20 protein-coding genes and 1 tRNA gene are annotated in these 21,628 nt (G+C 58.8%); 6 read left to right on the forward strand and 15 right to left on the reverse strand.

Annotated elements, in window-relative coordinates; translation table 11 throughout:
* The 4 genes from ACN0X0_RS15835 to ACN0X0_RS15850 form a co-directional block, all read right to left on the reverse strand.
* The coding region (locus tag ACN0X0_RS15835; protein ID WP_417280043.1) for an acetyl-coenzyme A synthetase N-terminal domain-containing protein at window positions 1–173 on the reverse strand (173 nt) is incomplete at its 3' end.
* Window positions 174–609: 436 nt separating this feature from the next.
* Window positions 610–2,538 (reverse strand): methyl-accepting chemotaxis protein, encoded by a 1,929-nt coding sequence (locus ACN0X0_RS15840; protein WP_417279937.1) that lies wholly within the window; start codon window positions 2,536–2,538, stop codon window positions 610–612.
* Window positions 2,539–2,892: 354 nt separating this feature from the next.
* Window positions 2,893–2,968 (reverse strand) — tRNA-Ala (locus tag ACN0X0_RS15845).
* 148 nt (window positions 2,969–3,116) lie between these two features.
* Window positions 3,117–3,431, reverse strand: coding sequence for a TIGR02300 family protein (locus tag ACN0X0_RS15850; RefSeq protein ID WP_417261906.1), 315 nt, complete (start codon window positions 3,429–3,431; stop codon window positions 3,117–3,119).
* A 160-nt stretch (window positions 3,432–3,591) separates the two neighbouring features.
* Between ACN0X0_RS15850 and ACN0X0_RS15855 the strand changes: the two genes are divergently transcribed.
* From ACN0X0_RS15855 to ACN0X0_RS15865, 3 genes are all read left to right on the forward strand, one after another.
* The gene (locus ACN0X0_RS15855) at window positions 3,592–4,287 is read left to right on the forward strand and encodes a M48 family metallopeptidase (protein WP_417279938.1); all 696 of its coding nucleotides are present in this window, start codon (window positions 3,592–3,594) and stop codon (window positions 4,285–4,287) included.
* Window positions 4,288–4,318: 31 nt separating this feature from the next.
* Complete coding sequence (locus tag ACN0X0_RS15860; RefSeq protein WP_417261904.1) at window positions 4,319–4,972, forward strand: GntR family transcriptional regulator; 654 nt, start codon at window positions 4,319–4,321, stop codon at window positions 4,970–4,972.
* A gap of 531 nt (window positions 4,973–5,503) precedes the next feature.
* Complete coding sequence (locus ACN0X0_RS15865) at window positions 5,504–5,974, forward strand: acyl-CoA thioesterase (RefSeq protein ID WP_226553967.1); 471 nt, start codon at window positions 5,504–5,506, stop codon at window positions 5,972–5,974.
* A gap of 50 nt (window positions 5,975–6,024) precedes the next feature.
* On the opposite strand, the gene lpdA is transcribed toward ACN0X0_RS15865, so the two are convergent.
* The 7 genes from lpdA to sucC form a co-directional block, all read right to left on the reverse strand.
* On the reverse strand, window positions 6,025–7,419 hold the full coding sequence (lpdA, locus tag ACN0X0_RS15870; protein ID WP_417279939.1) for a dihydrolipoyl dehydrogenase: 1,395 nt from the start codon (window positions 7,417–7,419) through the stop codon (window positions 6,025–6,027).
* A 31-nt stretch (window positions 7,420–7,450) separates the two neighbouring features.
* Window positions 7,451–7,846 (reverse strand): MAPEG family protein, encoded by a 396-nt coding sequence (locus ACN0X0_RS15875; protein ID WP_417279940.1) that lies wholly within the window; start codon window positions 7,844–7,846, stop codon window positions 7,451–7,453.
* Window positions 7,843–8,304 carry a hypothetical protein gene (locus ACN0X0_RS15880; protein WP_417279941.1) on the reverse strand — a complete coding sequence of 154 codons (462 nt, stop codon included), beginning with the start codon at window positions 8,302–8,304 and terminating at the stop codon, window positions 7,843–7,845. The genes ACN0X0_RS15875 and ACN0X0_RS15880 overlap by 4 nt, the downstream gene beginning before the upstream one ends.
* Window positions 8,305–8,404: 100 nt before the next feature.
* Window positions 8,405–9,895: a 2-oxoglutarate dehydrogenase complex dihydrolipoyllysine-residue succinyltransferase gene (gene odhB / locus ACN0X0_RS15885; protein WP_417279942.1), complete on the reverse strand. Its 1,491-nt coding sequence runs from the start codon at window positions 9,893–9,895 to the stop codon at window positions 8,405–8,407.
* 4 nt (window positions 9,896–9,899) lie between these two features.
* Window positions 9,900–12,872, reverse strand: a complete 2,973-nt coding sequence (locus ACN0X0_RS15890; RefSeq protein WP_417279943.1) for a 2-oxoglutarate dehydrogenase E1 component — start codon at window positions 12,870–12,872, stop codon at window positions 9,900–9,902.
* A 151-nt stretch (window positions 12,873–13,023) separates the two neighbouring features.
* A complete protein-coding gene (sucD, locus tag ACN0X0_RS15895) occupies window positions 13,024–13,911 on the reverse strand; it encodes a succinate--CoA ligase subunit alpha (RefSeq protein WP_417279944.1) in 888 nt (295 codons plus the stop codon).
* Window positions 13,912–13,915: 4 nt separating this feature from the next.
* Window positions 13,916–15,109 (reverse strand): ADP-forming succinate--CoA ligase subunit beta, encoded by a 1,194-nt coding sequence (gene sucC, locus ACN0X0_RS15900; protein WP_417279945.1) that lies wholly within the window; start codon window positions 15,107–15,109, stop codon window positions 13,916–13,918.
* A gap of 371 nt (window positions 15,110–15,480) precedes the next feature.
* Between sucC and ACN0X0_RS15905 the strand changes: the two genes are divergently transcribed.
* On the forward strand, window positions 15,481–16,140 hold the full coding sequence (locus tag ACN0X0_RS15905) for an outer membrane protein (protein WP_417279946.1): 660 nt from the start codon (window positions 15,481–15,483) through the stop codon (window positions 16,138–16,140).
* A 77-nt stretch (window positions 16,141–16,217) separates the two neighbouring features.
* Here ACN0X0_RS15905 and ACN0X0_RS15910 read toward each other — a convergent pair whose 3' ends face one another.
* The 3 genes from ACN0X0_RS15910 to mdh all read right to left on the reverse strand — a co-directional run bounded on the left by ACN0X0_RS15910 (window position 16,218) and on the right by mdh (window position 19,274).
* Window positions 16,218–17,216: a glycosyltransferase family 2 protein gene (locus ACN0X0_RS15910; RefSeq protein ID WP_417279947.1), complete on the reverse strand. Its 999-nt coding sequence runs from the start codon at window positions 17,214–17,216 to the stop codon at window positions 16,218–16,220.
* A complete protein-coding gene (locus ACN0X0_RS15915; protein WP_417279948.1) occupies window positions 17,216–18,184 on the reverse strand; it encodes a glycosyltransferase family 2 protein in 969 nt (322 codons plus the stop codon). Before ACN0X0_RS15915 ends, ACN0X0_RS15910 begins: the two co-directional genes overlap by 1 nt.
* 127 nt (window positions 18,185–18,311) lie before the next feature.
* Window positions 18,312–19,274, reverse strand: a complete 963-nt coding sequence (mdh, locus tag ACN0X0_RS15920; protein ID WP_417261893.1) for a malate dehydrogenase — start codon at window positions 19,272–19,274, stop codon at window positions 18,312–18,314.
* A 162-nt stretch (window positions 19,275–19,436) separates the two neighbouring features.
* Here mdh and ACN0X0_RS15925 point away from each other — a divergent pair, with 162 nt between their 5' ends.
* Entirely contained in the window at window positions 19,437–20,192 is a 756-nt protein-coding gene (locus tag ACN0X0_RS15925) for a sulfite exporter TauE/SafE family protein (protein ID WP_417279949.1), read from the forward strand.
* Here the strand turns inward: ACN0X0_RS15925 and ACN0X0_RS15930 are convergent.
* On the reverse strand, window positions 20,189–20,506 hold the full coding sequence (locus tag ACN0X0_RS15930; protein WP_417279950.1) for a hypothetical protein: 318 nt from the start codon (window positions 20,504–20,506) through the stop codon (window positions 20,189–20,191). The genes ACN0X0_RS15925 and ACN0X0_RS15930 overlap by 4 nt on opposite strands.
* 264 nt (window positions 20,507–20,770) lie before the next feature.
* Here ACN0X0_RS15930 and ACN0X0_RS15935 point away from each other — a divergent pair, with 264 nt between their 5' ends.
* Window positions 20,771–21,625, forward strand: coding sequence for an HpcH/HpaI aldolase/citrate lyase family protein (locus tag ACN0X0_RS15935; RefSeq protein WP_417279951.1), 855 nt, complete (start codon window positions 20,771–20,773; stop codon window positions 21,623–21,625).
* The last annotated feature ends 3 nt before the right edge of the window (window positions 21,626–21,628 follow it).

Raw genomic sequence — 21,628 nt, forward strand, 5'->3', positions numbered from 1 at the left:
TTGACCTGCGTGTAGGGCTCCATCCAGTCGAGCACTTTGCCTTGCTCCGCCCAGAAAGACACAGGGTCTTCGATGGAGCGCTGGTACATGGTTTCGTAAGTCTCTGCATTGATATGCGCACGCGAGGCAAAAGCCTCAGCAGGTGCGGTCATCTTGGTCATGTCTTCCGACATCGTCGCCTCCCAACTCAAAACGCGGCTCACTCACAGAATGAGCCTTCTCCTCAGGATAAGGTTTACAGAGTTTAAAATGAAAACGCGCGTGGGTTGAGGCGGTTGGATCAGTTCTTTGTGAAGATGTTCACGAAAATTTACTGATCTCTGTAAATTTGATTAACAAATGAAAATATCATTCATATTCAAAGTGATACCGTTCGCACATTTCTTGTTTGAAGTGCATTCTGTAAATTTTCCAGCGTTTGCGGTGGACAGAGCATTTTCTTTGACTGCTCGGTTTTTCAGAAGTTGATGGGGTGTTTCTGTCGCTCTGAGGGGGAAGTTGCCCGACTCGCGCTCAATTCTTTGAGCTTTTGCGAACTGGCCGTCACGCCAAACGTGAAAAAGTGTCCGGACACGGGTCCGGGCACTTTAAACGGAGCTGATGATGGCGTTAGGAAGCGAGACGAAGGTCGTCGATGTCTTTTGAGGTTTTGAGCTGTGCGCTGTCGCGCTCCAGTGATGTAGCCTGGGCTTTTAGGGCCTGCAAAGCCGCTGTGGTTTCTTCGAACATAGCGGCGTTATGTTGTGTCACCTGATCGAGTTGGCTGACGGCAGTGGTGATTTCCGACAGGCCCACGGATTGTTCGGACGCCGAGGTCGCGATCGTCTGCACCAAGCCATCCAAATTGGTGACAAGGGATTCGATCTCTGTCAGCGCACTGCCCGAGGCATTGACGAGCTGCACGCCCTCATCGACCTGACGACCGGAGGTTTCGATCAATTTGGCAATCTCATTGGCCGCCTCAGAACTGCGTTGCGCCAAGGCCCGCACTTCGGAGGCCACAACGGCAAAGCCGCGCCCGGAATCGCCGGCGCGCGCCGCTTCCACCCCTGCGTTCAGCGCCAAAAGATTAGTTTGGAACGCGATATCGTCGATCACGCTTGTGATCTTGGAAATCTGGGTCGAGCTTTCCGCGATGTCATTCATGGCTTGAACCGTGCGCTGCACCACATCGCGGCCAACAATGGAGCGATCTTTGGTCTGACCGACCGTGCTTGCGGCATTTTTCGCGCTTTTAGCGGAGCTCTCGACGGAGGCGGCAAGTTGCGTGATGGCGGCCGCGGTTTCTTCAAGCGAAGCCGCTTGAGTTTCGGTGCGGCGGCTCAGGTCCAGAGAGGCGCTGTTGAGGTTTTCGGTCTCGTTGATGATCGTTGTAGCGCCTTCCGCAATTGCTGCGGCGAGATGTGCGACTTTTTCGACCGCATTGTTGAAGTCATTGCGCAGCTTTTCGTAGGAAGCCGGGAAGACCTCATCGATGTGAACCGTCAGATCACCGCGAGACATCGCACCAAGACCTGTTGCAAGAGAGTCCACGACTCTTTGCTGTTCTTTCAAATTTTTCTCGCGTTCTTCTTCCGCGAGCGCACGTGCTTTTTCTTTTTCGATGCGTGTTGCTTCTTGTTCCAACCGGCGTTGCTCGGCGATTTGTTCCTCACGTTTTTGGGCTTGGCGTTCGCGTTCGACATTTGCCTCGCGCTCCTGCGCGAGTTCGGCGTCTTTGATCGCTTGTTGCTTGGCCAATTCCTCGCGTTCGAGCAAGGCGTTTCGGAAGACCTCCAGAACGCGTGCCATTTCGCCGATTTCACTTTTGCTTTCGGTCATTGGAACGGGGCTTTCGGTGTCACCGTCAGACATTTCGGACATGCGCAGTTTGAGGGCATTCAAAGGTTTTGTGACACTGCGCACCAATAGGGTGGACACGCCGAGGAGCAGGATCAGCGTGACGACTTCAACCGCATGCCCAATATTGCGCATGGTGGCCATCTGGGCTTGGATGTCGGACAGGTAAGAGCCGGTTCCGATAATCCATCCCCAGGGCTGGAATTCGGCGACATAGCTGATTTTTTCCTCATCTCCATCGCCATTCGGCTTGTTGAAGAAATAGGTGATCATGCCACGACCTTGCTCTTTCACAAGAGACGTCATCGAGACGAAAATGTTTGTGCCGCGCGTGTCGGTATAGTTGGACATGTCCTGACCGATCCATTCCGGCTTGGTGGGGTGCGCGATCATTGTGTTGTTTTTGTCGAAGGCAAAGAAATAGCCGGCCTCGTCATAATTGAAGGACATGACGCGCTCTTGGGCGATGGTATAGGCCTCCTCACGGGAGAGGTTGCCTGCCTCAACTTCTTTTTCGAGCATGTCCAGATTTGAGACAACAGTGTCGACGATATCGCTGAGGTGTTGTTCGCGCATGCCGAAGGCGGTGTCATAGGAAATGCTCATGATGATTTGTGTGAGCGAAAGGATCATGATCATCGACACGAGGACGATGGCATAGATCCGTACGGAAAGTTTTGAGAGGAGTTCTCGAATCATCTGGCCCCATTTCTGTGGGAGGTGAAGGTCAATTTTGCTCAAGATGGGCGGGGCTTCTTAAGATTTGGTGCATTGTTTTTCTTTTTGCGAAATTGTGTGAAAGCCGCGGCGGGCAAGTTCGGTGATCAGGCTGGTCTTGCCCACGACCTAAGGTCGCCCGTCACAACGAAGAAATGGTCAGTCAGGGGCCATCCTTGGGTTTGACAAGGGGGGGGGCTGCGATGGGATCAACATGGCCTGAGCCATGGATCAAAGCACCAGAGATTTTCGTAGGCAAAACAGCGCGTATCTGCGTGACAGAGGCAAATCCTCTGACAAGAAAGGCAGAACTATCTGATGCTTTTCAAGGGAATTTGGTGGAGCCTAGCGGGATCGAACCGCTGACCTCCTGCATGCCATGCAGGCGCTCTCCCAGCTGAGCTAAGGCCCCAAATGACCGGTTTGGCGCCGGTCAGGCGACTGTGCGGGTGGGCGTTTCCCGTCCGCCCGCGCTTCCTATTTTGTCTCGCCAGACGTTGCAAGCGAAAAAATGACAGGCAGATGAAATTTCCCATCTGCCTTGTCGGGTGATCCTCAGATCAGTCCTCGTCGTCCGCGGCGACGTCGGCAATCTCGTCGAGGGAGACGTTATCGTCATCCTCGTCATCGTCGAGAAGATCGTCATCGAGATCGATGTCTGCATCATCATCGACCAACAGATCATCCTCGTCGTCGAGATCGTCGGCGGGTTTCGCCTGTTCTTTTTCGGTGATGGCAACGCGGGACTTGTTGTTCACGTCAAACGTCACGATCTCACCGGTGTAGGGAGACACGATCGGATCGCGGTTCAAATCATAGAACCGTTTGCCGGTGGTGGGGCAGACGCGTTTTACGCCCCATTCCTCTTTGGGCATGATGAATCCCTTTCGTTTAATCTGATCCATATGTGGAGACCTGCGGGCCATGCCATATCGCAAGGGAGCTGTCAAAGGCTTTTCCCTCAAAAAATGGTAAAGAGCGTGGCCTCGGCTCCTTCGCCACGATATGTGGGGAGAGTGGACCAGAGAGGCAAGTATGGGCGACATTATTCTCGACGGAAATCCGCCGGTGGGCGTGACTTTGCGGCGCTCGAGCCGGGCAAAGCGGCTGTCTCTGCGGGTGTCGCGTCTCGATGGCCGAGTGACGCTGTCGATGCCCGCGCGTTTGCCGGAGCGTGAGGCCTTGGCGTTCTTGCGTGAAAAGGAAGATTGGATTCGCAAACATCTCGGCACGCGGGCGCCGGAGCAGGCGGCCGTTTTCGGAGCCTCTGTGCCGTTTTTGGGTCGAGAGGTGGAGATCGCGCCGGGGAAGGGGCGGCGTGCCCTCTTGATGGACGGTCGCCTTGAGGTGCCCGGCGAAGCGGACCGCGTTGCTGCAAGGGTGAAAGCTTTTCTCAAACTTGAGGCGCAGATGCGGCTGCGCGAGGCCTCGGACCGTTACGCGGCCTTGCTGAACACCGATTACGGGCGGATCACCCTGCGCGATCCGCGGTCGCGTTGGGGGTCCTGCACCTCGGCGGGCAATCTCATGTATTCCTGGCGTCTGGTGATGGCGCCTGCGGCGGTGCTCGACTATGTCGCCGCGCATGAGGTGGCGCATCGGTTGGAGATGAATCATTCGGATCGCTTTTGGGCCCATGTTGCGCGGGTCTGTCCCGATCATGCTGCGCATCGCCGCTGGTTGCACACCGAGGGCGAAAAGCTACACGCTTGGCGGTTCGAGACGGATTGACATTCCGGCCTTTGTGATCACATTTGCGCGCATGATTACGCCCACGATCCGCCCCTCAGAGACCCCGACCGTTGCCCATGACCGCGTTTACCGCGCCCTGCGGACGCGGATCATGCATGGCGAATTCGTGCCCGGTCAGGCGCTGACCCTGCGTGGCATCGGCAAGATGTTCGATGTGTCCATGACACCTTCGCGCGAGGCGGTGCGGCGGCTGGTGGCGGACGGGGGGCTGAACCTCTCTGCCTCGGGGCGGGTGAGCACGCCGGAGCTGTCGAACGAGCGATTGGAAGAGCTGGCCTCGATCCGCGCGCTGATTGAGCCTGAACTTGCCTCTCGCGCGCTGCCGCGGGCGCATATGGCGCTGATTGACCGGCTTCAGACGATCAATGGCACGATTGCCGAAATGGTCGCGAAACATGACGACGTGGGCTACATCCGGGCCAATCTCGAATTCCATCGCACGCTTTATCTGCGTGCGCAGGCGCCTGCGATGCTGGCGCTGACGGAAACCGTCTGGCTTCAGCTCGGCCCGACGATGCGGGCACTTTATGCGCGTCTCAACCGCACCGAGGTGCCGCATAATCACCGTTTGATCGTTGCCGCCTTGCGGGCGGGGGATGAGCCGGGGCTGCGGCTTGCGGTGCGCTCCGATGTGACGCAGGGGCTGCGGATGCTGGCGGTTTGAGGCGACTGTCTCTATTTTTACTAAAATTTTCAAACACTCTGAAATTTAGCGACGGAAGGTCGGGATATTCCCGTTCAACGCCTTGAGACGCGCAACACCAGATTGGGACAGGCCCAAAGCACAGGGACGCCAAATTGGGACAGGCCCAAAGCACAGGGACGCCAACGCTACATCCCGAACAGGACAGACATCGCCGGGGAGGTTGTCTTCGGTGCCGTTGGCACACCCGTGCAGATCATGCGAAGCCTCGATAAGAAGCTTTCCGCCGACGTGTTTTTTTCCGTTGGCCTTTGTTTGCGCTGCGGGGCTATTCAGCTCTGACAGTTTCCGGCCCTTATCACCCCCCCCCGATGACGGGTCGGACGAGAAGGGATCGCATTTTGGCGATCCCTTCTCACCTAACTTTCAGTTTTCTGAAGGTCGCGCCGAGGTTAAAGGCGTGACGCTTTCGCTGTGGCATGACTCTTGCTTGACCTTTTCTGCGCCGCAGAGTCTTTTGGGGTGGGACGGAGTGGAGCAGGGGCATCGCGCATGGCACGTTATCTGGAAATGACCGAAATGATGACGCCGGATCTGGCGAATTTTTCGGGCAAGGTGCATGGCGGAGCGCTCTTGCGTCTGCTCGATCTCGTGGCCTTTTCCTGTGCCTCGCGCTACTCGGGGCAATATGCCGTGACGCTGTCGGTCGATCAGGTCATGTTCAAACAGCCGATCCATGTGGGTGAATTGCTGCATTGCCGCGCGACGGTGAATTACGTCGGCCGCACCTCGATGGAGATCGGCATCCGGGTCGAGGCGGAAAACATCCGCACCCAGACCGTGCGCCACACCAATTCTTGCTATTTCACCATGGTGGCCGTCGATGACACGGGCAAATCCGTGGCCGTGCCGCAATTCACGCCTGAGACGGAAACGGACAAGAAACGCTGGCGGGCGGCCGAGCTGCGCAAGGAGCTTCGCATCGAGCACGCCAAGCGGCTGGAAGAGGCGGCGAAGGGATAAAAAAAGGCGCTCCGAAGAGCGCCTTTTTCGTGTCGGAATGACCCAAAGCCTTATGCGTGGATCGGACCGTCGCCACAGGCCAGAGCGGCCTCGCGCACGGCTTCCGAGTAGGTCGGGTGGGCGTGACAGGTGAGCGCGACGTCCTGTGCCGAGCCGCCGTATTCCATCGCCACACAGATCTCATGGATCATGTCGCCCGCCGCCGGGCCGATGATCGCGGCACCCAAGAGGCGGTCGGTTTCCGCGTCCGCGATCAGTTTCACAAAGCCGTCGCCCTGGAACACGGCCTTGGCGCGCGCGTTGCCCATGAAGGAAAACTTGCCGACTTTCACCTTGCGGCCTTCTTCTTTCAGCTGTGCTTCGGTCTTGCCGACGGTGGCGACCTCCGGCGAGGTGTAGATCACGGCGGGGATCACGTCATAGTTCACATGGCCATGTTTGCCAGCCAGAACCTCGGCGACGGCCATGCCTTCGTCCTCGGCTTTGTGGGCCAGCATCGGGCCGACGATGGCGTCGCCGATGGCGTAGATGCCCGGCACGTTGGTCGCCCAATGTGCGTCGGTTTTGATCTGGCCGCGCTCGGTCATTTCGACACCCAGCTCGGAGAGGCCAAGCCCGTCGGTGTAGGGTTTACGCCCCGTGGAGACCAGAACGACGTCGGCGTCGAGCGTGTGCTCGCTGTCGTCTTTCTTGAGTTTGTAGTTGACCTTCGCCTTGGTTTTCGAGGCTTCGACATTCTGCACAGCGGCGCCCAGAACGAAGTTGAGGCCTTGTTTTTCCAATAGCTTTTTGAAGGTGCGCTGCACGTCGGCGTCCATGCCGGGGGTGATGAAATCCATGAATTCCACCACGGTCACCTCGGCGCCGAGACGGGCGTAGACCGAGCCAAGCTCCAGACCGATGACGCCCGCGCCGATCACGACCATTTTCTTCGGCACTTTCGGCAGCTCAAGCGCGCCGGTCGAATCGACGACCACGCCGCCTTCGTTGTTCACCTCGACACCCGGCAGGGAGGTCGGCACGGAACCGGAGGCGATCACGATGTTCTTGGCCTCATGGACCTCGTCGCCAACTTTGACTTTGCCCTTTTCCGGGATGGAGCCGTAGCCTTTGAGCCAGTCGATCTTGTTCTTTTTGAACAGGAATTCGATGCCGCCGGTGTTCTGGCCCACGACGTCGTCCTTGTAGGATTTCATCTGCGTCCAATCGACGGAGGGGCTTTTGCCCTTGAGACCCATGGCGGCGAAATTGTGCTCCGCCTCATGCAGGTGGTGCGTCGCGTTCAAGAGCGCTTTCGACGGGATACAGCCGACGTTGAGGCAGGTGCCGCCCAGCGTCTCGCGGCCCTCGACCACGGCGGTCTTGAGGCCCAGTTGGGCGCAGCGAATGGCGGACACGTAGCCGCCGGGGCCAGCGCCGATGATGATCACGTCGTAGGATGCCATGGTCTTCTCCTTGGTCAGAATAGCGGGCCGCTCAGATCAGCGCGGCGATGAACAGAATGGCGCAGCAGAGCATGGCGATCATCCAGATATAGGACCGCCACGGCTGCCAGCCGAAAGCATAGGCGGGCACGTAAAGCACCCGTGCGATCAGATAGCCCACGCCCGCGCCGAGGGTGACGGCACTCGACTGATCCGTCAGGTGGATCAGGAATACGCCCGCGGCGAAGAAGGGGAACATCTGAATGTGATTGTCATAGGCGCGCAGCATCCGCGCCGTGGTCTTGCGCATCTCGCGGTTCGGCGCACGGTCGCGGGGGGAGGTGGTGTACCCCGGCCCCAGATCGACATTCGCCATGACAGAGGCCACCACGAATTGCGCGATGTGCAAGAGGCCTGCGAGGGCGAGGAGGGTGAGGAGCGGGGTCATGCGTTGCGATTCCGACTTGCGGTTGCCTCGCCGGAGTTCACATCAACTTTCAATGTTGAAAGAAACTCAAAGTCGTTCTCGGCAAAGGGCTTTAGGTTTTGAAAGCGATTGAAAAACTCGGGTATCAAGTGAATTCCAAGATAGTCGGTTCTTAAAAACGCAATCTGATGAGGCTCATTATTTCCAGCGTGCCGAAGCTGAATAATTGGCAGCTTTTGGGCTTCTACTTGGATTTCATCGTGCGAGAAATCTGCCGACCAGTTGTGCGCAATCTTATTTCTAATTTTTGCAAGATGCTTAAGAGCACTGAATTCGCTGTCTCCAATTAAACCGTGCGCACGTGCGTGCTCAGCAAGAGACATCAAGCCAAGGTTGCTCTCTGGTCCAAACAGCTTTTCTGTTGATTTGTTCGGTTTCAAACTTTCGAAAACAGCTTTTCGAAGTAATTCTTCGAGCATTCCGGTTACCAACAACACTCGAGCCCGCGGCGACTCGGAATTAAGTCGCCGCAGGAAACCTTCATGGTCAATGCTATTTGCGCTTTGACCCAAAGTGGCCTCACAGATCCATCAACAGACGACGCGGGTCTTCCAGCGCTTCTTTGACGCGCACGAGGAAGGTCACGGCGCCTTTGCCGTCCACGATCCGGTGGTCATAGGACAAAGCCAGATACATCATCGGACGGATGACGACCTGACCGTTGATGGCCATCGGACGGTCCTGAATTTTATGCATGCCGAGGATACCGGACTGCGGGGGGTTCAGGATCGGGGAGGACATCAGGGAGCCGTAGACACCGCCGTTGGAGATGGTGAAAGTGCCGCCCTGCATTTCCGCCATGGACAGCTTGCCGTCACGCGCACGTTTGCCTTTCTCGGAGATGGCTTTTTCGATCTCGGCGAAGGACATGCTGTCGGCATCGCGGATGACCGGAACGACGAGGCCCTGCGGAGTGCCTGCGGCGACGCCCATGTTGACGTAGTTCTTGTAAACCACATCGGTGCCGTCGATCTCGGCGTTCACTTCCGGCACTTCTTTCAGAGCGTGGACACAGGCCTTGGTGAAGAAGGACATGAAGCCCAAGCGCACGCCGTGTTTCTTCTCGAAGAGGTCTTTGTACTGGTTGCGGAGCGCCATCACCTCGGTCATGTCCACCTCGTTGTAGGTGGTGAGCATGGCGGCGGTGTTTTGGCTCTCTTTGAGGCGACGCGCGATGGTCTGACGCAGTTTCGTCATTTTCACGCGCTCTTCGCGGGCGGCGTCTTCGGCCGGACGCGGAGCGGCAGGAGCCGCAGCCGGGGCCGGGGCAGCAGCCGGTTTGTTGAGCGCGTTCAGCACGTCTTCTTTCATGATGCGGCCATCTTTGCCGGAGCCGGACACAGACGCCGGATCGACGCCTTTTTCGGCCATCAGCTTGTTGGCAGAGGGCGCGTTTTCGACGTCTTTCCCACCGGAGGCGGCAGGCGCGGAGGCCGGAGCCGCCGCAGGTTTCGCAGCCGCGCCACCCGCACCCGACGACATCTCAGCCAGTTTGCCACCGGCGGCAACGGTGTCGCCCTCATTGGCGATGATGGAGGTCAGAGTGCCAGCAGCCGGCGCGGGCACTTCGACGGAGACCTTGTCGGTTTCCAGTTCACAGAGCATCTCGTCGGCCTCAAAGCTGTCACCCACGGCTTTGAACCAGGTGGCGACAGTGGCCTCGGTCACGGATTCGCCAAGGGTCGGCACCATGATGTCGACGGAGCCACCGGAGGCGGCGGGTTTATCCTCGGCGTGAGCGCGGGGCTTGACCTCTTCGGGGCCTGCGTTGCCTGCCTCAGAGAGCGTGGCGAGGAGCGCGTCAACACCCACGGTTTCGCCCTCGGCGGCGACGATTTCACCCAGCACGCCAGCGGCGGGGGAGGGCACTTCGACGGTCACCTTGTCGGTTTCCAGCTCGCAGAGCATTTCATCGACCGCCACGGTGTCGCCGGGCTTTTTGAACCAGGTGGCGACGGTGGCTTCGGTCACGGATTCACCCAGGGTCGGGACGCGGACTTCAACGGACATAGGATTACCCTTCGATATTGAGCGCATCGTTCACGAGCGCTTGCTGTTGTGCTTTGTGCTGAGACGCCAGACCCGTGGCGGGCGAGGCGGAGGCGGCGCGACCGGCGTAGACCGGACGCGTGTGCTTTGCGCCGATGCGCGTGAGCACCCATTCGATGTTGGGCTCGACAAAGGTCCAGGCCCCTTGGTTCTTCGGCTCTTCCTGACACCAGATGACTTCGGCGTCTTTGAAGCGTTCAAGCTCCTTGACCATCGAGAGCGCCGGGAACGGGTAGAATTGTTCGAGACGCAGGATGTAGGTGTCGTCCTTACCGGCCTCATCGCGGGCCTCCAAGAGGTCGTAATAGACCTTGCCGGAACAGATCACGACGCGCTTGATGTCCTTGTCCGCTTTCAGTTTGATGTCGGACTTGGCGGTGCCGTTGTCGCGATCGGCGTCATCCCAAAGCACGCGGTGGAAAGAAGATCCATCGGTGAAATCGGCGGCCACGGAGGTCGCGAGTTTATGGCGCAGAAGCGATTTCGGCGTCATCAGCACCAGAGGTTTGCGGTAGGAACGGTGCAGCTGGCGACGCAGGATGTGGAAGTAGTTCGCAGGCGTCGAACAGTTCGCCACGATCCAGTTGTCCTGACCACACATCTGCAGGAAGCGTTCGAGACGGGCGGAGGAGTGTTCCGGGCCCTGACCCTCATAGCCATGCGGCAAAAGCATCACGAGACCGGACATCCGCAGCCATTTCGATTCACCCGAAGAGATGAACTGGTCGAACATGATCTGCGCGCCGTTGGCGAAGTCGCCGAACTGGGCTTCCCACAGGGTGAGCGCGTTCGGTTCGGCCAGAGAGTAGCCATATTCGAACCCAAGGACGGCATATTCGGAGAGCATCGAGTCGATGACCTCGTAATGCGCCTGACCCTCACGGATGTGGTTCAGCGGATAGTAACGATCTTCGGAGGCCTGATCGATCAGACCGGAGTGACGCTGCGAGAAGGTGCCGCGTGTACTGTCCTGACCCGCGAGACGCACCGGGTAGCCCTCGGTCAGAAGCGAGCCGAAAGCCAAGGCTTCGCCGGTCGCCCAGTCGAAGCCTTGGCCGGTTTCGAACATCTGAGCCTTGGCGTCCAATTGGCGCCCCACTGTTTTGTGCAGGTTGAACCCATCAGGCGCCTGCGTCAGCGAGCGGCCGATCTGCGCCATGGTCTCTTCGGTGATCGAGGTTTGACCGCGCTGGTATTCTTCGCCCTCTTTGTTGAGGTGCGACCAACGCCCGTCGAGCCAATCGGCCTTGTTCGGTTTAAAGGTTTTCCCGGCTTCGAACTCTTCGTTCAAGAGCGACTGGAAGGCCGCTTTCATGTCCTCGATCTCGCCCTCGGGGATGAGACCGTCGGCCACGAGACGCTCGGTGTAAAGTTGAAGCGTGGTCTTGTGCCGCTTGATGTTGGTGTACATCTGCGGGTTGGTGAACATCGGCTCGTCGCCTTCGTTGTGACCGAAGCGGCGGTAGCAGAAGATGTCGATGACCACGTCCTTGTGGAACTTCTGACGGAACTCGGTGGCCACTTTGGCGGCGTGCACCACGGCCTCCGGGTCGTCGCCGTTGACGTGGAAGATCGGGGCTTCGACCATGAGCGCAATGTCTGTCGGATAGGGCGAAGAACGCGAGAAGTGCGGCGCGGTGGTAAAGCCGATCTGGTTGTTCACGACGATGTGGATCGTGCCGCCGGTGCGGTGACCGCGCAGACCGGAGAGGCCAAAACATTCGGCCACGACGCCCTGACCCGCAAAGGCCGCGTCACCGTGCAAAAGCACCGGGATGACAGAGGTGCGTTCCGGGTCTTTATTCTGATCGGTCTTGGCGCGGGCCTTGCCCAAAACCACCGGGTTCACCGCCTCGAGGTGCGAGGGGTTGGCGGTCAGGGACAGGTGGACCTTGTTGCCATCGAATTCACGGTCGGAGGAGGCGCCGAGGTGATATTTCACGTCGCCGGAGCCGTCCACGTCCTCGGGCTTGAACGAACCGCCTTGGAATTCGTTGAAAATCGCGCGGTAGGGTTTCGACATCACGTTGGCGAGGACGGACAGGCGCCCGCGGTGCGGCATGCCGATCACGACCTCTTTCGCGCCGAGGCTGCCGCCGCGTTTGATGATCTGTTCCATCGCGGGGATGAGGCTTTCGCCGCCATCGAGACCGAAACGCTTGGTGCCCATGTATTTCACATGAAGGAATTTCTCAAAGCCTTCGGCCTCGACCAGTTTGTTCAGAATGGCGCGACGACCGTTCTTGGTGAACTGGATTTCCTTGCCGAACCCTTCGATCCGCTCTTTGAGCCACCCGGCTTGCTCCGGGTCGGAGATATGCATGTATTGCAGCGCGAAGGTGCCGCAATAGGTGCGTTTCAAAACGTCGATGATCTGGCGCATCGAGGCGTGTTGAAGCCCCAGAACATTGTCGATGAAGATCGGGCGATCCATGTCGGATTCGGTGAAGCCGTAGGTGCGCGGATCAAGCTCCGGGTGCGGTTCCTGAGCGTTCATCTTGAGCGGGTCGAGATCGGCGATGAGGTGGCCCCGAATACGGTAGGCGCGGATGATCATGATCGCGCGGATACTGTCGAGCACGGCGCGTTTGATCTGGTCTTCAGAGACAGCGACGCCTTTTTCAGCGGCTTTCTCTTTGATCTTTTTGCCGGCGGCATCAGCCGCAGCAGCAGGTTCGGCCCATTGACCGTCCAGAGCGTGGGTCAGCTCGTCATTCGGCACCGGCGGCCAGTCGAGGCGCGCCCAAGACGGGCCTGCCGCTTCGGCGGTGACATCCGTTGCCGCATCTCCGAGGGACTGGAAAAACTCGGCCCAGGAGGCGTCCACGGAACTGGGGTCCTGAGTGTACTGGGCGTAGACCTGTTCGAGGTATTCCGCGTTGTGCCCCTGCATGAAGGAGGAGGCATGGAAGATGTCGTTGGGGCTCTGGTCGTTCATCGGTGTGACCTTGATCTGGGGTGCGTTTCCGTTTCGAGGGCAGGATCGCGTTGCCTTTTGTGGGTGCGCCTGCGCCTTTCTTTACAAAGGGCGCAGGCGAATTTTGTCAAATGCAGGCCTCTCTTCGCAAGGCTGCATGGCGCTTTACGCCTTAGCCTTTGGCAATGGCTTCCTGCACGGCTTCGCCGAGCGTGGCCGGGCTGTCTGCCACGATGATGCCTGCGGATTTCATTGCTTCGATTTTGGATTCCGCGTCGCCTTTACCACCGGCGACGATGGCGCCTGCGTGGCCCATGCGGCGGCCCGGAGGGGCGGTGCGGCCCGCGATGAAGCCAGCGGTCGGTTTCCAACGGCCTTTTTTCTTCTGCTCGGCGAGGAATTCGGCGGCTTCTTCTTCGGCGGAGCCCCCGATTTCACCGATCATGATGATCGAGGTGGTTTCCGGGTCATCCAGGAACATGTCGAGCACGTCGATATGCTCGGTGCCTTTGATCGGGTCGCCGCCGATGCCCACTGCGGTAGACTGGCCGAGGCCCAGATCGGAGGTCTGTTTCACAGCCTCATAGGTCAGCGTGCCGGAGCGGGAGACCACGCCCACGGAGCCACGTTTGTGGATGTGACCCGGCATGATGCCGATTTTGCAGGCGTCCGGCGTGATAACGCCCGGGCAGTTCGGACCGATCAGGCGCGAAGAGCTGTCGACCAGCGCGCGCTTCACCTTCATCATGTCGAGCACCGGAATGCCCTCGGTGATGCAGATGATCAGTTCCATCTCGGCGTCGATCGCCTCGAGGATGGAGTCCGCGGCAAACGGCGGCGGCACGTAGATCACGGAAGCATTGGCTTCGGTGACGTGCTTGGCTTCGTGCACGGAATTGAAGACCGGCAGGCCAAGGTGGTCAGCGCCACCTTTGCCCGGGGTCACGCCGCCGACCATTTTGGTGCCGTAAGCGATGGCCTGTTCAGAGTGGAAGGTGCCTTGCGAGCCGGTGAAGCCCTGACAGATCACTTTGGTGTTTTCATCAACGAGAATTGCCATGTTCTTAGCCCTTCACTGCTTTAACGATTTTCTGGGCGCCGTCTTTGAGATCGTCCGCCGCGATGACATCGAGGCCGGAGGTGTTGATGATCTCTTTGCCAAGCTCCACGTTGGTGCCTTCGAGACGGACCACGAGCGGAACCTGAAGGCCCACTTCTTTCACCGCCGCGATCACGCCTTCGGCGATGATGTCGCAGCGCATGATGCCGCCGAAGATGTTCACGAGGATGCCTTTGACGTTCGGATCCGAGGTGATGATCTTGAAGGCTTCGGTCACTTTCTCTTTGGTCGCGCCGCCGCCTACGTCGAGGAAGTTGGCAGGCTCAGCGCCGTAGAGTTTGATGATGTCCATGGTGGCCATCGCCAGACCCGCACCGTTCACCATGCAGCCGATCTCACCGTCAAGCGCGATGTAGTTCAGGTCGTGCTGGGAAGCGGCCAGTTCTTTCGGGTCTTCTTCGGTCTCGTCGCGCAGGCCAACGATGTCGGCGTGGCGGTAAAGCGCGTTGCCGTCAAAGCCGGCTTTACAGTCGAGACATTTCAGATCGCCGGTGTCGGTCACGATCAGCGGGTTGATCTCAAGCATCTCCATGTCTTTGTCGATGAACAGACGATAGAGGTTCGAGATCAGCGCGGCGCACTGTTTGACCTGCTTGCCTTCGAGACCGAGGGCAAATGCGACGCGACGGCCGTGGAAGCCCTGAAGGCCGGTGGCCGGGTCGATGGAGAAGGAGAGGATTTTCTCGGGCGTCTTGTCAGCCACTTCCTCGATGTCCATGCCGCCTTCGGTGGAGGCCACGATGGAAACGCGGGAGGATTGACGATCGACGAGCAGAGCGAGGTAGAGCTCTTTTTCGATGTCGGAACCGTCTTCGATGTAGATGCGGTTCACTTGCTTGCCAGCCGGACCGGTCTGATGCGTGACCAGCGTGTGGCCGAGCATAGCATTGGCTTCCTGCGCGGCTTCCTCAACGGATTTCGCGAGACGCACGCCGCCTTTTTCGCCAGCGCCGGCTTCTTTGAAGGAGCCTTTGCCGCGACCACCTGCGTGGATCTGGGCTTTCACAACCCAAAGCGGGCCGTCAAGCTCGCCGGCTGCGGTTTTCGCATCGGCTGCATTGAGAACGACGCGACCGTCCGAAACCGGCGCGCCGTATTCCTTGAGAAGGGCTTTCGCCTGATACTCGTGGATGTTCATTAGAGATATCCTCTCCCTGGTTCGATTGACCCGTATATGCCATTGGCGACGGGGCATAAGAAATGGTTTTTTGGCCTGTTGGCGGTAAAACGCCCGTGTTTTGGCATTTTGTGATCACAGGAAACTTTCGTGTGATCACAAAATACATATTCCGATCCGGTTTCCGAATCGACCAGTAAATTTTAACCGTATTTGAGGCTTTTAGAGAGGTGCGTCCGAGAGGCTCGGGGGTGTCGAGCGCTAACAGGCCCGGCTCTATCATGGGGCGCGACGCTTTCGCGCGGTAGCGCACAGGCCACTTTCCTTGCCTGTTTGGCGTAGATTTCGTATTTACAGATCAAGACTCACCCATGGATACCTCGGGAAAAATCATGCATATTTCTGGATCGAAAGCCTCACTGGCGCTTGTCGCGCTTCTGGCCACGCCGCTGGCGGCAAACGCAGGCGATTTCAGCCTGTCTCTCTATGGCGGCTACCAAACCGCGCCGCACAGCTCCGTGAAGGGCAACGACGGCGTGGATGATTTCGACTTCACCACCGGTTGGGAGGGCAAAAGCTTCGATACACCGCCCTATTACGGTGTCCGCGGCACTTGGTGGGTGCGTGACAATTTCGGCTGGATCGCCGATTTCAGCCACAGCAAGGTCTATGCCGACAAAGGTGATATGGCCGACAACGGGTTTTCGACCCTCGAGTTTACCGATGGGTTGAACAACCTGACGGTGGGCCCGATCTGGCGCTGGCCGGGTCTGTGGAACAACTTCACGCCCTACGCCAGCGTCTCCGCCGGGATCATCATTCCGCATGTCGAGGTGGCCACGGCGAATACCGATACGCTGGAATATCAGATCGCCGGTCCGACCGTCGCTTTGGTTTTGGGCGCCAGCTATGAGCTGAACGAGCGCTGGGACCTCTTTACGGAATACAAAGGCACCTACAGCCAGCTCGACGTCGATCTCGATGGCGGCGGCAATCTTGAGAGCGACATCATCACCAATGCGCTGAACTTTGGTGTGACCTACAAGTTCTGATCCATCATCGGAACGCGATAAAAAAGCCGGGCCATGTGTCCGGCTTTTGTGTGTCCGGCTTTTTCATGTCTGGCTTTTCACATCTCAAGCCCGGCCTTGGCCAAAATCTCGCCGTCCCTCTCCCGCAACAGCGCATCGAATGTGGCACGTGTCAGGTCCAGATCGTCACAGTCTTTGGGCACAAAGGGATCGAGGCGCAACCGGTCGAGCGCCAAGAGGCGTTCCGCCTGACGGGCATCGAGCGATTGCACCCCCTCCACCAGCCGCAAAATCTCCCGCGGGCGATCGGCGTGGTTGCGGGTAAAGCGGTATTGCGCCTCGCGCGCCTCACCGATTTTGCGTTTCGGGCCGGAATAATTTTCGAAGGATTTCTTGAGCAGTTTGATCGCATAATGCAGCGGCGTGAGCCCGTCGAAATGCAGCAAAAGACGTCTGTTCGTTGCGGTCAGGGGCGGTTTGGCGCCATTGGCGAGCGCTTTGGGGTGATGCACCCCCATCTCCCATTTTTGCCCTCTGGGCACGATGGTTTTGCCGGTGTGATGCCCGGTGAGGCCTTGAGAGAGGAACTTGCCAAACCGACCGTAGAGCGCTTGTATATCCTCCGGCGCCAAGACGATTGGGTGTCGAAATCCCCCCTCGAACAGCATCTCGCCGGGAGAGCCGGGAAGGTAGGCGCGCTCGGCGTTGCGGATGACGAGGCCCTTGTTGCGATCTGCCTTGCCCAAGGCCTTGGAGAGTGCTGCGCCGTCGGAGATGAATTCATCCACATCGCAATGCAGAACCCAGTCGCAAGTCGTGCTTTGATAGACACTGGTCGAGACGAATTTCTGCCGTCCGGTGTGGCGTTCCGGGCGGCGGCCTTGGTTGACCCGATCCCAATGTGCCTGATCGCAGGTCGTGATGAAAATCCCGTCCCGCGCGCCAATCAGACGGTCAACCTCAGGGTTCGGACGGTCGAGAAACACATGCACTTCGGAGGCGCCGATGGCCCGGTGGTGCCGGGCAAAGGCCGCGATCAAAGGCGCGGGTTCGTCGCCCAATGCGACCACGGCCCAAGTCGGAGCGCCCCCCGCCATCAGGCCAGCTGTCCCAGTTTGGCCGCGAGGGTTTTAGCCACGGCTTCGGCGGCGCGGGCGGTGTTCGGGTCTTGCAAAAGGCGCGCCATTTCTTGGGTCACGGCCGCCTCATGTTGGTGATGACCGGTCTCTTCGCGCGCGTTGAAATTCTTGGCCGCGTAGAAATCGTCGTCGCGCTGCACCTCTTGCGGGTTGGCGTAATAACCGTCGCCGCGCTGACGTTTGAGTGCGAACATATCCGGCGTTCTGATAGAGAAATGCAGCACGCGTCCGAGTTTATAGGGCTGTTTCTCGACATTGATCCGGTTGAAGGGCACGCGTTTGGCGCGGTCGAAAAATCGGGGCTCCATATCGGTGCCTGCGGAGTTGAGGGCGCGAAACGTGTCCGCCGTGACGCCGGGCGCCAAAATAGGGCGGTGGATGTCCAGCGCCTCGATGGCGTCGGACCAGCGGAACAGGGTTTTGACCTGTGTCGACTTGCCTTTCCACATCGGCGCAGCGCCGGTGAAGGCGGTCGAAATATGTCGTCCGGGCCACTGCGCATGCCCGCTGTCGCCCATGAACCGCCAGGCGATGGAGACGGAGGAGGCCTGTGCCGCCTCGGCCGCTGCGATGATGTCCTCCACTGTGCCACCCTCGGCGGGCAGTAGAAATTCGTCCGCGTCGAGCCACATCACCCAATCGCCGTCCCGGAAAAAGCCACTGTCTTTCGCAAGATGCGCGGCATGGGTTTGCGGCGGGATGCCCACGGGCACGATCTGTTTCACATGGGTGATTTCGCCCGCCGCATCCAGCGCGTCGAGCAGCGTGTCAGAGCCATCGTCACAATCGTTGGAGACGATGAAAATCTCCGTAAACCCGATGATCTTGTGATAGGCGATCCACTCCAAAAGAAACGGCCCCTCGTTCTTTTGTGCGGAAAACAGAACGCGGCGGGAGGGCGAGGTCTGGGGATCTGAAGAGGTCAAAATGAAATCGCTCTGTCTCGGATTTGAAAGGGGTTGCGTCAAGTTAGCAGGGGCTGAGGTCCCTTGAAATACGAAAAAGCCCGCGGAGTGTGTCCGCGGGCTTTGAATGTCTTGCTCTCTTTCGAGATCAGGCGAGCGAGCCGTCGATGCCTTTACAAGCGTCCATCAGGCCTTTCACGGCGTCGACGGATTTGTCGAACATCACTTGCTCTTCTTTGGTGAGCTTGATGTCGATGACTTTCTCGATGCCGCCAGCGCCGATCACGGTGGGCACGCCCACATACATGTCGGAAACGCCAATCTCGCCGTTGCAGTAAGCGGCACAGGGCAGCACGCGCTTCTGGTCTTTGAGGTAGGCTTCGGCCATCTCGATGGCGGAGGTCGCTGGGGCGTAGAAGGCGGAGCCGGTTTTCAACAGGCCCACGATTTCGGCGCCGCCGTCACGGGTGCGCTGAATGATGGCGTCCAGTTTCTCTTGCGTGGTCCAACCCATTTCAATCAGGTCGGGGAGCGGGATACCGGCCACGGTGGAGTAGCGCGCGGAGGGCACCATGGTGTCGCCGTGACCGCCCAGAACGAAAGCGGTGACGTCACGCATGGAGACACCGAATTCGACGGAGAGGAAGTGACGGAAGCGGGCGCTATCGAGCACACCTGCCATGCCGCAGACTTTGTTGGCCGGAAGACCGGAGAACTTCTGCAGCGCCCAAACCATCGCGTCGAGCGGGTTGGTGATGCAGATGACAAATGCGTCGGGGGCGTGTTTGGCAATGCCTTCGCCGACGGATTTCATGACCTTAAGGTTGATGCCCAGAAGATCGTCGCGGGACATGCCCGGCTTACGTGCCACACCGGCGGTCACGATGCAGACGTCAGCGCCTGCGATGTCCTCATAGGACTGGGTGCCGGACATGGCGGCGTCGAAGCCTTCGGACGGGCCGGATTCAGCGATGTCGAGCGCTTTGCCTTCGGGCAGGCCTTCGGCGATGTCGAAAAGAACGATGTCGCCGAGTTCTTTGAGAGCTGCGAGGTGGGCAAGCGTGCCGCCGATATTGCCGGAGCCGATGAGGGCAATCTTGGGTCGAGCCATGAGTTTGTCTCCAATCTGTTTGTGAGATTGGCGCATGGGTAGCCCTTTGCTGGCTTTCGTGCAAGTCTGTGCTGCGCTGCCGCGACGTGGCTGTCGGGTCTGGTGGCGCTAACCCCTCGATATTTTCAGGGAAAAACCTCTCATTGCCCAAAGGCTGTGCTGATGACGCTCGATCTCAATTTCTACCTTTTCGCCGTGCCGGCGGTGATTTTTGCGGGCATGTCCAAGGGCGGTTTCGGCTCCGCTGCGGCCTTTGCAGCCACGCCTTTTCTGGCCTTGATTCTCACGCCGGGGCAGGCGGTCGGGCTGATGTTGCCGTTGCTGATGGTCATGGATGTGACCGCCGTTAAACTGTTTTGGCGCAAATGGGACCTGCGCGTGGCGGGTGTTCTCATCCTCGGCGCCATTCCCGGAATTGTGATCGGAACGTTGCTTTATGGCGTGGCCGATCCCGCGGTTTTTAAGCTTTTGATCGGGCTTGTGGCGATTGGATTCGTGCTTTGGCAACTGGCGAAAGCGCGGCGTTGGATCACCCCGCCAAAACGTGAACTCGGTACGGGGGCCGGGCTGTTTTGGGGCGGTGTCACCGGGCTTACAAGTTTTATCTCCCACGCTGGAGGTCCGCCCGCCGCCGTCTATATGCTGTCAAAACGGATGGATAAGACGATCTATCAGGCGTCGAGCGTGCTGACCTTTTGGGCGGTGAACCTGATGAAAGTCGTGCCCTATGCTTTTGTGGGCATTTTCTCGAAAGAGACCCTGATCGCCGATCTGACCCTGATCCCGGCAGCGGTTTTAGGCGTCCTAGCCGGGGTCTGGATGCATCACAAAGTGCCGGAAAAATTGTTCTTCGGACTGGCCTATGTGTTTCTGGTCATCACTGGGAGCAAATTGATCTGGGAGGTTTTGGCCGCTTAAGCGTCGTCACCCTTGGCCACGGCCACTTCGGCGAGTGTTTCAAAGGCCTGACCGGAGGCGATCAGACAGGTGACGCCGTTGGGCGTGGTCATCAGGATCGTCCATGTGCCGGTCTCGGTGGAGGCAAAGACCTCGACCACGCCGGAATTGGGCGCGAGGCCGATGGATTGGCGGCTTTCGCCATATTTGCTGGTGAGTCGGTCCAGGATTTGGTCGCGCTGCGCGCAGTTTTGTTGTGCGGACGCCGGGGCGGCTATGATTGTTGTGGCCATGAGCAGGGCGGCTCCGGTCAGAGTGGCAATCCGTGTCGTCATCGTCTTGTCCTTTTCTGTTTCGGCGCGCCACGTCTCGAAAGAGCTGACGCGCGGTGTCCGGTGCTGGGCTTTCCCTTATTTAACGTGCCGGTGTGGGTCTCAGCCTGCCGAAAAAGGGTTAAAAAAGCGGTTACCTTAGCGCGCTGCGCTTGGAGGTTCCGCTTTGAGGTGCAGGGAAATTCTGCGCTGCGGAAAATTTACCCTTGCGGATTGGTGCGCTTGTGTGGCCTCTTGCGCAACAATATTGCGGAGGAAAAGAATCAAATGACCCAAGTCGCCAACCGTCCCTATCGCTCGGCTCTCTACATCCCTGGTTCGAAAGAGCGTGCGTTGGAAAAGGCCAAGGGGCTGGCCTGTGATGCGATCCTGTTCGATCTCGAAGATGCGGTGTCGCCGGATGAAAAGGTGAGCGCGCGCGCACTCTTGAAAGGGGCCCTCGCTCAGGGTGGCTACGGCAATCGGGCCAAGATCGTGCGGGTCAATGGGTTCGACACGCAATGGGGCCGCGATGATGTGGCGGCCTTTGTCGGTGCGGACATTGACGGGATTCTCCTGCCGAAGGTCGAAAGTGCGGCGATGGTCGAGGAGCTTGCACAGGCCATTCCCGATGTGCCGCTCTGGGCGATGATGGAGACGCCGCTGGGCATGTTGAACGCTGCGGAGATTGCCGCACACCCGCGCATGACAGGCTTTGTCATGGGGACGAACGATCTGGCGAAAGAGCTGAACACCCGGTTCCGCGCCGACCGTTTGCCGATGATGGGGGGCTTGCACATGTGCCTGATCGCGGCGCGTGCCTATGGGGTGATCTGCCTCGATGGCGTCTATAATGCCTTCAAGGATGACGAAGGTCTCAAGGCCGAATGCGAGCAGGGTCGGGACATGGGGTTTGACGGCAAAACCCTCATTCACCCGGCGCAATTGGAGATCGCCAACGCCGCCTTCGCGCCCTCTGAGGCGGAGATTGATCTGGCCGAACGTCAGATCGCGGCCTTTGAGGAGGCTGAGGCAAATGGTCAGGGGGTTGCGGTTGTCGATGGGAAAATCGTGGAAAATCTGCATATTGTGACGGCGCGGGCGATGCTCGCCAAACACGAAGCCATTATAGCCATGGAGTAAACG

Origin of the sequence: Celeribacter sp. (genome assembly GCF_048270365.1) — a bacterium.
Lineage (GTDB): Bacteria > Pseudomonadota > Alphaproteobacteria > Rhodobacterales > Rhodobacteraceae > Celeribacter.

Bases quoted from the DNA above. Each gene is read 5' to 3' on its own strand.
- ACN0X0_RS15850 (WP_417261906.1), bottom strand. From the start codon at position 3,431: ATGCCCAAAGAGGAATGGGGCGTAAAACGCGTCTGCCCCACCACCGGC.
- ACN0X0_RS15930 (WP_417279950.1), bottom strand. From the start codon at position 20,506: ATGACGACACGGATTGCCACTCTGACCGGAGCCGCCCTGCTCATGGCC.
- mdh (WP_417261893.1), bottom strand. From the start codon at position 19,274: ATGGCTCGACCCAAGATTGCCCTCATCGGCTCCGGCAATATCGGCGGC.
- ACN0X0_RS15910 (WP_417279947.1), bottom strand. From the start codon at position 17,216: ATGGCGGGGGGCGCTCCGACTTGGGCCGTGGTCGCATTGGGCGACGAA.
- ACN0X0_RS15855 (WP_417279938.1), top strand. From the start codon at position 3,592: ATGGGCGACATTATTCTCGACGGAAATCCGCCGGTGGGCGTGACTTTG.
- odhB (WP_417279942.1), bottom strand. From the start codon at position 9,895: ATGTCCGTTGAAGTCCGCGTCCCGACCCTGGGTGAATCCGTGACCGAA.
- sucD (WP_417279944.1), bottom strand. From the start codon at position 13,911: ATGGCAATTCTCGTTGATGAAAACACCAAAGTGATCTGTCAGGGCTTC.
- lpdA (WP_417279939.1), bottom strand. From the start codon at position 7,419: ATGGCATCCTACGACGTGATCATCATCGGCGCTGGCCCCGGCGGCTAC.
- ACN0X0_RS15865 (WP_226553967.1), top strand. From the start codon at position 5,504: ATGGCACGTTATCTGGAAATGACCGAAATGATGACGCCGGATCTGGCG.
- ACN0X0_RS15935 (WP_417279951.1), top strand. From the start codon at position 20,771: ATGACCCAAGTCGCCAACCGTCCCTATCGCTCGGCTCTCTACATCCCT.
- ACN0X0_RS15880 (WP_417279941.1), bottom strand. From the start codon at position 8,304: ATGCTCGAAGAATTACTTCGAAAAGCTGTTTTCGAAAGTTTGAAACCG.
- ACN0X0_RS15840 (WP_417279937.1), bottom strand. From the start codon at position 2,538: ATGATTCGAGAACTCCTCTCAAAACTTTCCGTACGGATCTATGCCATC.
- ACN0X0_RS15860 (WP_417261904.1), top strand. From the start codon at position 4,319: ATGATTACGCCCACGATCCGCCCCTCAGAGACCCCGACCGTTGCCCAT.
- ACN0X0_RS15905 (WP_417279946.1), top strand. From the start codon at position 15,481: ATGCATATTTCTGGATCGAAAGCCTCACTGGCGCTTGTCGCGCTTCTG.
- ACN0X0_RS15875 (WP_417279940.1), bottom strand. From the start codon at position 7,846: ATGACCCCGCTCCTCACCCTCCTCGCCCTCGCAGGCCTCTTGCACATC.
- ACN0X0_RS15890 (WP_417279943.1), bottom strand. From the start codon at position 12,872: ATGAACGACCAGAGCCCCAACGACATCTTCCATGCCTCCTCCTTCATG.
- ACN0X0_RS15925 (WP_417279949.1), top strand. From the start codon at position 19,437: ATGACGCTCGATCTCAATTTCTACCTTTTCGCCGTGCCGGCGGTGATT.
- sucC (WP_417279945.1), bottom strand. From the start codon at position 15,109: ATGAACATCCACGAGTATCAGGCGAAAGCCCTTCTCAAGGAATACGGC.